Annotated in this window: 10 protein-coding genes; 4 read left to right on the top strand and 6 right to left on the bottom strand. The window is 61.8% G+C overall.

The window, feature by feature from the left end; all coding sequences use genetic code 11:
- Positions 1 to 102: 102 nt before the first annotated feature.
- Both trxA and AC07W0_RS14585 read right to left on the bottom strand, forming a co-directional pair.
- Positions 103 to 432, bottom strand: coding sequence for a thioredoxin TrxA (trxA, locus tag AC07W0_RS14590; protein WP_017845131.1), 330 nt, complete (start codon positions 430 to 432; stop codon positions 103 to 105).
- Positions 433 to 553: 121 nt separating this feature from the next.
- Complete coding sequence (locus AC07W0_RS14585; RefSeq protein WP_017845132.1) at positions 554 to 1,249, bottom strand: FadR/GntR family transcriptional regulator; 696 nt, start codon at positions 1,247 to 1,249, stop codon at positions 554 to 556.
- A 255-nt stretch (positions 1,250 to 1,504) separates the two neighbouring features.
- On the opposite strand from AC07W0_RS14585, the gene AC07W0_RS14580 reads away from it, so the two are divergent.
- Genes AC07W0_RS14580 through AC07W0_RS14565 form a run of 4 tightly spaced genes read left to right on the top strand, consistent with a single transcriptional unit; the run spans position 1,505 to position 4,351 of the window.
- Positions 1,505 to 2,290 carry a transporter substrate-binding domain-containing protein gene (locus AC07W0_RS14580; RefSeq protein ID WP_046381688.1) on the top strand — a complete coding sequence of 262 codons (786 nt, stop codon included), beginning with the start codon at positions 1,505 to 1,507 and terminating at the stop codon, positions 2,288 to 2,290.
- Between the two features lie 21 nt (positions 2,291 to 2,311).
- Positions 2,312 to 2,980 carry an amino acid ABC transporter permease gene (locus AC07W0_RS14575; RefSeq protein ID WP_017845134.1) on the top strand — a complete coding sequence of 223 codons (669 nt, stop codon included), beginning with the start codon at positions 2,312 to 2,314 and terminating at the stop codon, positions 2,978 to 2,980.
- Positions 2,977 to 3,627 carry an amino acid ABC transporter permease gene (locus AC07W0_RS14570; RefSeq protein ID WP_017845135.1) on the top strand — a complete coding sequence of 217 codons (651 nt, stop codon included), beginning with the start codon at positions 2,977 to 2,979 and terminating at the stop codon, positions 3,625 to 3,627. The genes AC07W0_RS14575 and AC07W0_RS14570 overlap by 4 nt, the downstream gene beginning before the upstream one ends.
- Entirely contained in the window at positions 3,614 to 4,351 is a 738-nt protein-coding gene (locus AC07W0_RS14565; RefSeq protein ID WP_017845136.1) for an amino acid ABC transporter ATP-binding protein, read from the top strand. The genes AC07W0_RS14570 and AC07W0_RS14565 overlap by 14 nt, the downstream gene beginning before the upstream one ends.
- Here AC07W0_RS14565 and AC07W0_RS14560 read toward each other — a convergent pair.
- The 4 genes from AC07W0_RS14560 to AC07W0_RS14545 all read right to left on the bottom strand — a co-directional run bounded on the left by AC07W0_RS14560 (position 4,323) and on the right by AC07W0_RS14545 (position 8,852).
- Positions 4,323 to 4,871, bottom strand: coding sequence for a DUF1120 domain-containing protein (locus AC07W0_RS14560; RefSeq protein ID WP_017845137.1), 549 nt, complete (start codon positions 4,869 to 4,871; stop codon positions 4,323 to 4,325). The genes AC07W0_RS14565 and AC07W0_RS14560 overlap by 29 nt on opposite strands.
- On the bottom strand, positions 4,861 to 7,362 hold the full coding sequence (locus AC07W0_RS14555; protein ID WP_173677816.1) for a fimbria/pilus outer membrane usher protein: 2,502 nt from the start codon (positions 7,360 to 7,362) through the stop codon (positions 4,861 to 4,863). The genes AC07W0_RS14560 and AC07W0_RS14555 overlap by 11 nt, the downstream gene beginning before the upstream one ends.
- A gap of 7 nt (positions 7,363 to 7,369) precedes the next feature.
- Positions 7,370 to 8,086 carry a fimbria/pilus chaperone family protein gene (locus AC07W0_RS14550; RefSeq protein ID WP_169796380.1) on the bottom strand — a complete coding sequence of 239 codons (717 nt, stop codon included), beginning with the start codon at positions 8,084 to 8,086 and terminating at the stop codon, positions 7,370 to 7,372.
- Positions 8,087 to 8,192: 106 nt separating this feature from the next.
- Positions 8,193 to 8,852 carry a DUF1120 domain-containing protein gene (locus tag AC07W0_RS14545; RefSeq protein WP_046381682.1) on the bottom strand — a complete coding sequence of 220 codons (660 nt, stop codon included), beginning with the start codon at positions 8,850 to 8,852 and terminating at the stop codon, positions 8,193 to 8,195.
- Positions 8,853 to 9,095 lie beyond the last annotated feature (243 nt).

Genomic DNA, 9,095 nt, shown 5'->3' with positions numbered 1-9,095 from the left:
AGAAAAATGCCCGTATCTTGCGATACGGGCATTTTCTTAAACCGAGCGGCAAATTGCTAGGTTTTCACACAGCCTGAATTTGCGGGGCTTTTTTGACGGCGCTTAGATGTTCACGTCGATGAATGCAGCCAGTTGGGACTTCGACAGCGCGCCCACTTTGGTCGCTGCGACTTCGCCGTCCTTGAACAGCATCAGGGTCGGAATACCACGCACGCCATGCTTGGCCGGGGTTTCCTGGTTTTCGTCGATGTTCAGCTTGGCAATGGTCAATTTGCCGTTGTACTCGGTTGCAATGTCGTCCAGAACCGGAGCGATCATTTTGCAAGGGCCACACCATTCAGCCCAGTAGTCAACCAGCACCGGGCCAGCAGCCTTGAGTACTTCGGCCTCAAAGGTCGCGTCGGTGACGTGCTTGATAAGATCGTTGCTCATGGATGTCTCCGGATTGTAAGCAAAAAAAACGTGACCCATCATAGCTGCCCTTCCCTCGTTCAGGAAGCCGCCTCTGATTGAGTCTTGCTATGGTGGCGCATGAGTTTGGGTATCGCCTCGCTCACGGCGCTACGGGAGTCACGAAAGCAATCCCGGTGCGCAACGCCGCATTACGTACATGTTCCTGCATGGTTTTCTGCGCCGCCGCGCTCGCGCGCCGGGCCAGGGCGCGCAAGACTCTGCGGTGCTCCTGCCAGGTTTCCATGGCCCGCTCCGGCCGGATGAACGGTAGCTTCTGACTCTCCAGGAACACCTCGGCGCTGGCACTCAGGATGCTGACCATCGCCTGGTTGCCGCTGGCGAGGAGGATGCGCTGGTGGAATTCGAAGTCCAGCCGCGCGGCCGCTTCGAAGTCGCCGGCCTTGAGCACCTTGCGCATGGCTTCGACATTCTCTTCCAGGCTATCCAGTTCATCAATGGTCAGCGTGACGGCCGCCAACCCTGCCGCAAACCCTTCCAGGGCATAGCGCAACTGGAAGATATCCAGCGGCGTCGCCTGGGCCGCGAAGGGCCACGCAAACCCCGGCGGCTCCTGTGCCTCTTGCACGAACACACCTTTGCCCGGCTGCACGCTGACCACCCCCAAGGCACTCAGGGACGACAACGCTTCGCGCAATGACGCCCGGCTCACGCCCAACTGCAGCGCCAGGTCGCGCTGGGACGGCAGTGCGTCGCCCGGCCCGAAGCCTTGCTCCTTGATCAGTTTGCGGATGGCCTGCAAGGCCGCTTCCGGTACCGCTTGGGCGATGGAATTCATAAAAAACTCAAGGTTCCAGACAACTGAGCGGCTAGTTGTAAAGCTATTCGTGCCCGGCGGCAAGCCACGCCCCAAAGGGGCTCGCGCGCTTTGGGCGGCGCTCGAAAAAGGTGCGAAAGCCGCGCTCACTGTTCAGACCAGTAAGACCACTGAAGCTCAACAAATCCCGGCCTTGCAGACGAACCGAGCCGGGATGGCATGGGCTGTGCACTGGGCAAAAACAGAATACCCCTTCGCCCTTCTCGGAGAGTTCCCATGACCAAGCGCTACAGCGCCCTGCTCACCGCCCTGTTTGCCAGCCTGATGCTGAGCCAGGCACCCGCCCAGGCCAACGGTCTGGACGATATCGTTGCCCGCGGCACCTTGAAGGTCGCCGTGCCCCAGGACTTCCCGCCGTTCGGCTCGGTCGGCCCCGACATGAAACCACGCGGCCTGGACATCGACACCGCCAAGCTGCTGGCCGACCAGCTCAAGGTCAAACTGGAGCTGACCCCGGTCAACAGCACCAACCGCATCCCGTTCCTCACGACCGGCAAGGTCGACCTGGTGATTTCCAGCCTGGGCAAGAACCCCGAGCGAGAAAAGGTCATCGACTTCTCCAAGGCCTACGCGCCGTTCTACCTGGCCGTGTTCGGCCCGCCTGACGCCGCCATCAGCAGCACCGACGACCTCAAGGGCAAGACCATCAGCGTGACCCGCGGCGCCATCGAAGACATCGAGCTGACGGCCGTCGCGCCCAAGGAAGCCACGATCAAGCGCTTCGAAGACAACAATTCGACCATCGCCGCCTACCTGGCCGGCCAGGTCGACCTGATCGCCAGCGGCAACGTGGTGATGGTTGCGATCAGCGAGCGCAGCCCGAAACGCGTGCCAGCGCTGAAAGTGAAGCTCAAGGATTCGCCGGTGTACGTGGGCGTGAACAAGAACGAGCCGGCGCTGCTGGAGAAGGTCAACCAGATCCTGGTGGCGGCCAAGGCTGACGGCAGCCTGGAAAAGAATGCAATGCAGTGGCTGAAAGAACCTCTGCCTGCTGATCTCTGAAGCCCGCGACGGAGCTGATTCATGGCCTATCAATTCGACTTTGTGCCGGTGCTGGCCAATACCGACCTGCTGTTGCGCGGCGCCCTGTTCACCCTTGAACTGACGGCGATCGGCGCAATCCTGGGGGTGGCCCTGGGCACCGTCGGCGCAGTGGTGCGGGCGTGGAAAATCCAGCCGTTCGCCTGGTTCTTCGGGGTGTATGTCGAGTTGATCCGCAACACGCCATTTCTGGTGCAGTTGTTTTTCATCTTCTTCGGCCTGCCTTCCCTGGGGCTGAAAATCACCGAGTGGCAAGCGGCGGTATTGGCGATGGTGATCAACCTGGGCGCCTATTCCACCGAGATCATCCGCGCCGGCATCCAGGCGATCCCCGGTGGTCAGCTGGAGGCTGCTGCCGCCCTGGCAATGACGCGCTTCGAGGCGTTCCGCCACGTGGTGTTACTGCCGGCGCTGGGCAAGGTGTGGCCGGCCCTGAGCAGCCAGATCATCATTGTGATGCTCGGCTCGGCGGTGTGTTCGCAGATCGCCACCGAAGAGCTGAGTTTTGCCGCCAACTTCATCCAGTCGCGCAACTTCCGCGCCTTTGAGACCTATGCCCTGACCACCCTGGTGTACCTGTGCATGGCGTTGATGATTCGCCAGTTGCTCAACTGGATCGGCCGCCGGTTTGTGATGAGGAACAGCCGATGAGTGATTTTTCCTTCTGGGACATCGTGCGCAACCTGCTCATCGGCCTGCAATGGACACTGTTGCTGTCGCTGGTGGCGTTTGTGGGCGGTGGCCTGATCGGCCTGCTGGTGATGACGATGCGTATCAGCCGCAAAGCCTTCCCGCGCAATGTCGCCCGCACCTATATCGAACTGTTCCAGGGCACGCCGCTGTTGATGCAGCTGTTCCTGGTGTTTTTCGGCGTCGCCCTGCTCGGGGTGGACATCTCGCCCTGGCTGGCGGCGGCGATTGCCTTGACCTTGTTTACCAGCGCCTACCTCGCCGAGATCTGGCGCGGCTGCGTCGACTCCATCGCCCACGGGCAGTGGGAAGCCTCGGCCAGCCTGGCCCTGAGCCCGCTGGAACAGCTGCGCTACGTGATCCTGCCCCAGGCCCTGCGGATTGCCGTGGCGCCTACCGTGGGGTTCTCGGTGCAAGTGGTCAAAGGCACCGCAGTGACCTCGATCATCGGCTTCACCGAACTGACCAAGACCGGCGGCATGCTCGCCAACGCCACGTTCGAGCCCTTTATGGTCTATGGCCTGGTGGCCCTCGGTTACTTCCTGCTCTGCTACCCCTTGTCCCTCAGTGCGCGCTACCTGGAAAGGAGACTGCATGCCTCTGCTTAGAATTTCCGCCCTGCATAAGTATTACGGCGATCACCATGTGCTCAAGGGCATCGACTTGACCGTTGAAGAAGGCCAGGTCGTCGCGATCATCGGCCGCAGCGGCTCGGGCAAGTCGACCTTGCTGCGCACCCTCAATGGCCTGGAGTCGATCAACGACGGCGTGATCGAAGTCGACGGCGAATACCTCGACGCCGCCCGCGCCGACCTGCGCAGCCTGCGGCAGAAAGTCGGCATGGTGTTCCAGCAGTTCAACCTGTTCCCGCACCTGACGGTGGGCGAAAACGTCATGCTCGCGCCGCAGGTGGTGCAGAAAGTGCCCAAGGCCAAGGCCGCCCAGTTGGCGCGGCAGATGCTGGAGCGGGTCGGCCTGGGCGAGAAGTTCGACGCCTTCCCTGATCGCCTGTCCGGTGGCCAGCAACAACGCGTCGCGATAGCCCGCGCCCTGGCCATGTCGCCCAAAGTGTTGCTGTGCGACGAGATCACCTCGGCGCTGGACCCAGAGCTGGTCAATGAAGTGCTGAGCGTGGTGCGCCAACTGGCCAAGGACGGCATGACCCTGATCATGGTGACCCACGAAATGCGTTTCGCCCGCGAAGTCGGGGACAAACTGGTGTTCATGCACCAGGGCAAGGTGCATGAAGTGGGCCCGCCCCAGGCGCTGTTCGCCAACCCCCGCACCCCCGAACTGGCCAACTTCATCGGCTCGGTGGGGCAGCCGGGCTGACCAGCTCGAAGGTGCCCTGCCCCTCCAGCCGCGTTTCATCACGGACCTGCAGGGCATCGGAAGGCAGGTCGATATCGACATCGACCTGGGCCGTCAGGCGCTGGCCGACCAGCGCTTGACCTGCTGCGCGTGCCACCAGGACCTGGCCCGGCAACAACGCCCCGCTGACGGTTTCACCGGGCAAATGCGCCACCCCCCACTCGACGGTGCGCCCATCGACCTGGGCATGCTTGAGACTCAGGCGCATACGCCCCTGGCGGTCAAACCGGAAACCTTGCCCATCCGCCGCACCGATGAAGCGCAACGCCATCATCGAAGGCTGCGTACACACGACGTTCAGGTGCAGCGTGCGGGTGCCGAGGGCCACGGAGGTACTCTGGACAACGGCCTCCCTGCGAATGACGCCATAGTCGAGGCGCGGCTGGCTCACGGACAACCGGCAGTTTTCAGCGCGCACGCCCTGGGCCATCAACAGCGCGCAGAACAGGACGACGCCCGCGCTTCTCCACTTAGCGGCCATGGCACACCGCCGTCGTGGTCTCATAGAACTTGTCATGGTCAGGCTGGGTTCCGGGGTCAAGGCTCAGTTGGCAGGCGGAAGAGTCCGGCAACGAAACCCGCAGGCTTTGCGACTCATTGACGTCATTCAGGAAAATCATGCCCTCGCCCACCACACTGGTGAGGAAGCGGCCATCCTGGCCGAATACCGACGCGCCCTGGGGCAACCGCTGACCGTGCTGATCGCTGGCGGTGAGCAACACGCGGCGCACTGTCACCACATCGAACGCGACGGTATTGAAGGACCCGCGACCGGCGGCGAGCACCTGGGTGCCGTTCTTCAGGTCAACCCGCCTGGGCAACGACTGCGTCTGCACTTCGAGGCGGCTGTTGGCATACGCCGGCAAGCCGGCAATCACGGCCTGCCCGGTGAAGTCGGTCCACACCGGCCCCTGGGGGGTTTCGACTTTCGCGGAACCGATATCCCCCACGGAGACGATGCCGAACGTGTCCTGCACCGCATAGGGCGAGAAGGTCAGGCCGTTTTCGTGCGCGACGATGCCGCCTTGCAATTGCCCCGTATAACCGGTGCCCTGGGCATCTCGGCTGACGCCCAGGCCGACGCGGGTGTAGCGCGGCAGCAGGTCCACATGGCCGCGAACCGCTTGTTCGCGGGCGCTGAGGTCGCGCTCGACACCCACCTCGTAATTCACATAGTCATTGACCCGCTCGCTGAGTGCCGTACCGGCGCGGGACTGGTTACCACGCCGACTGACGTAGCTGTTCACACGACGATCACCGCCCAGCGGCACGCTGATCTGCAACCGTACCGACAGATCATTGTCCACCGTGCTATCGCGCCGGCCGGCGGCAACGGTGGCGTCACGCCGCGGCCGCGTGCCGCCCACCTGCGAGTCGGCGATCAAAGCAACATCGACGTGACTGAACGACTTGTTCCACGAAGCAAACACATGTTCGGCCGTTTGCCGGTCAAATTGCGCGCTGCGCGAATAACCCAGGGAGAACACGCCCAGGGTTGGATCGGCCCAGCTCATGCCCGCCGTGTACTGGTTCTTGAAGCGCGAACCCAACTCGTCGGCCTTGAACGAGCGGCCCGCTTCAAGCACCTCGCGATACCCCCGGGTCTGGGTGGTGGCGCTGAAGTTGACGTCTATATTGGCGTAGACCGGGCTGCTCACGGACACGCTGCTACGCGAACCCGACACCGCGTTACGGCCGTCCCGGGACACATTGTGGCGAGCGCCAACCGCAACCCGCTGGAAAAAGACGCTGCTCAGGGTGCCGCCTGCCGACCAGTATTCATCGGTGCTCAATAAGCCAAACCCCGCCGACGATTCACGCCCCAGACCCCAGGTGCCGCTGCCCATGGCGACCACCGGCGACGGCGCCCGCGCGTCGATGTTTTCGCGCACCTTGCCGAGCGAAAAATAATAGCCGGGCGCCGCCGGGGCTGCCCCCGCGAACGAAGCCGCCGGCACCACGAAACTGCGCTTGGCGCCGCGTACATCGATCACGCTGACTTCGAGGTCGCTGGTGCCATTGAGCAAAGGCAACCCGGTCAGCCGGAAGGGGCCTTCGGGCACCAGCGTGCTATGGATCAGCACGCCGGACTGGCGCACTTCAATCCGCGACTGACTCTGGGCCAGCCCCTCGACCACCGCATTATTGCCGCCCGCCGGCACCCGCGACTGGCCATCGGGGGAAAACTGCACACCGGACAACTGGATGCCGCCAAACAGCGGATTGTTGCTGGAGAGCTGGCCCACCTGGAACGTCGATCGCAGCACGGCCAGATCCCGCTGGGCGAAGGCGTACAGGTGTTCGGTGCGCGCGTCGCCATTGTCGGACACATAGAATTGGCGGCTGCGGACAATCCAGTCGCCCAGGTTGAAGCCTGCTTCGGTGTAGGCCGACACGAACCGGCTGGACTCACTGCGCGAACGGTTGTCGAAACCCAGCACGTCATAGTTGAACATCGCCGCTGCGCCACCCTGGGCAAAGTCCCCTACCTCCCACTGGGGTTCACGCAATGACTGGGTCGGCACCACCAGTGCCACCTCATCGATGCCGGGCCGGAGCCGAACCATCGTCGTCGGGAAGGCGCCCAGAAAGTCATGGCAGGCCTGGTCCGGTGACGCGCCTTTGCGGACAACGGCGCGGGGCTGCACCAACCCGGCTTTCTCGAGCAAGCCCGGGGTGAAACACAATTGCCCCTGTGCGTCGAACCGCGCATCGACTGACCCGAGCGGGTTCCCGTTGACCCGCAGCCCCACCACCTGGACGCCTTCGCGAAAACGCGCCGCACTGCGGAAGTAGTCGGAGACCTTCGGGTCAATACCGTGGGTGGTCAGTGCCGCGAGGTCGAAACCCTCGCCCAACTCCAGCGCTGGAGCCAGGCCGGGCAAGCTCCACAGGGTCGCAAACCCGATGAGCAGCGTGGGGCGGCGAGACCGGATGGAAACCGCAGGCGTATTACTCGACAGGTTTTTCATAAGCCGCTCAACCCCCATCGGTACTGATCGGGGCGCGGTAGCTGTCCACCGAAAATCCATAGACCGTGGCGGGCTGGATCTCGACTTCGGCCAAGCCGTCCAATGTTCCGTCAACCTTCGCCGTCAACGCCTCCCCCGGCAAAATGTAAGCACGCGGCAACGTCGCCAGAACCCGTTGGGGCAGCAACTGCACCTCCGGCGCCAGGCGCACCACATAAGCACTGTCGTTGTGAACAGCCAGCATCTCTCCTGCCCGCCGCCACTTCAGCAGCTCCCAGGGCGTGTGATGTTGAGGCAAGCCTTTGGGGTGCAGGATCAGCGGCAGATTCTGCCGAAGGGTGATACCGATGGTCGCACCCCCTGCGGCACGCGCCTGCGGAATACCCTCGAAGGACACACGCTTCAAGCGCTGGGTCTTCAGCGGTGCTTCCAAGGTGCTGATGAAACGCACCAACTGGGTTTCACCGGGTTCCACACGCGCAATAGGCGGCGTGACAATCAATAGGGGCTCTACGTCTTCGGGCACGTTCAGTACGACTGAATGAAGCAGCGCCGGCCCCGAATCGGTGTTCTTGATATTTATCGTGGCCTCGCCTTGTTCCTCATAAAGAACCACAACCGAGGTTTCCGGCAACATTCCGTCCGCCAATACCATGCCGGTAAAACACAGACACACACTTGCACACAACAACAGCAGATTATTTATTACTGAAAGACTACGCACTCAGTGTTCCCCGCAGACCATGAAGTTGGCAATTGATAGCCAAGCACCCACATGAAAACAGCCGATCAGAACGCGTGCGTTCTTTGATCGGCTGTATTTCAGCCGCTTAGAGGTAAACCAAAGTAAGCGTTGCGCGACCATCAAGAGTAACGTCGCGAGCCAGGTTCAAGTCTTGGCCTTTGTTGATCACGGCCCGTACTGCAATAGTCCCGGTCAGTTGAGAGAGTTCGGCCGGAATGAGCGAAGTGCCACTGCGCCACGAAGATTGGTTAGGCGATTTCGCGACTTTGCCATCACTGCTCTGCCAGGCCGCGCCTTCGCCGACACGTGTAATAGCCGTCAGCGTTTTGCTCGGCGACCTGAGGTCCCTGAGCGTAACCGCATAGCCACCGGTATTTTTGCCAGCGACCGAACCCAAGCCGAAGTTATGCACCTCGGTATAACCTGCGCCAAGGGCGCTGAGAATGCCCGTTACCCTGCTGCCGGCCTGCAGGTCGGTGAATGTCAGCCCGAACGGAGCGCTGCCGGTGCCGCAATTGACGGACAGGGGCGTGGTCATTTCCCGAAGCGGGTTGAACGCCGTCTGGGAGAGTTGGCCCGAAGGAATATCGCCGTAATTGATAATGCCGCCGCCAGTCATGCTCAGGTTGCAGGCAGCGGGTTTGATCGTGCCCCTGACGACCAGTTCGGCACTGGTGGATGCGTTAGCACTGATGGCCGCAGCCAGGCAAGCGAGACCGAGAGTCAATCCAACAATTTTTTTCATATTCGACCTGTCACTGAAAGTTATCAGGCGTTCTTTATTTATCTCTCGGCAAGTCCAGCGCCAAACGGCTTATTTCTCCGGACCTGCACGACTATAAATAAATAACACCCAGGCAATATTGCCGGGTGACAGTCTGTCGCTTTGGCACTTCATTAAAGAATCAGATAACACATCAGTTAGTGTGGGAGCCGTAAAAACAAAGAGTCGCCTTTACCCGACCGCGAGGTAGTCCCAAACAAAAAA

This window comes from Pseudomonas sp. GW704-F2, assembly GCF_059423025.1.
This window is presented reverse-complemented; position numbering and strand designations above follow the sequence as displayed.

Bases quoted from the DNA above. Each gene is read 5' to 3' on its own strand.
- trxA (WP_017845131.1), bottom strand. From the start codon at position 432: ATGAGCAACGATCTTATCAAGCACGTCACCGACGCGACCTTTGAGGCC.
- AC07W0_RS14585 (WP_017845132.1), bottom strand. From the start codon at position 1,249: ATGAATTCCATCGCCCAAGCGGTACCGGAAGCGGCCTTGCAGGCCATC.
- AC07W0_RS14580 (WP_046381688.1), top strand. From the start codon at position 1,505: ATGACCAAGCGCTACAGCGCCCTGCTCACCGCCCTGTTTGCCAGCCTG.
- AC07W0_RS14575 (WP_017845134.1), top strand. From the start codon at position 2,312: ATGGCCTATCAATTCGACTTTGTGCCGGTGCTGGCCAATACCGACCTG.
- AC07W0_RS14570 (WP_017845135.1), top strand. From the start codon at position 2,977: ATGAGTGATTTTTCCTTCTGGGACATCGTGCGCAACCTGCTCATCGGC.
- AC07W0_RS14565 (WP_017845136.1), top strand. From the start codon at position 3,614: ATGCCTCTGCTTAGAATTTCCGCCCTGCATAAGTATTACGGCGATCAC.
- AC07W0_RS14560 (WP_017845137.1), bottom strand. From the start codon at position 4,871: ATGGCCGCTAAGTGGAGAAGCGCGGGCGTCGTCCTGTTCTGCGCGCTG.
- AC07W0_RS14555 (WP_173677816.1), bottom strand. From the start codon at position 7,362: ATGAAAAACCTGTCGAGTAATACGCCTGCGGTTTCCATCCGGTCTCGC.
- AC07W0_RS14545 (WP_046381682.1), bottom strand. From the start codon at position 8,852: ATGAAAAAAATTGTTGGATTGACTCTCGGTCTCGCTTGCCTGGCTGCG.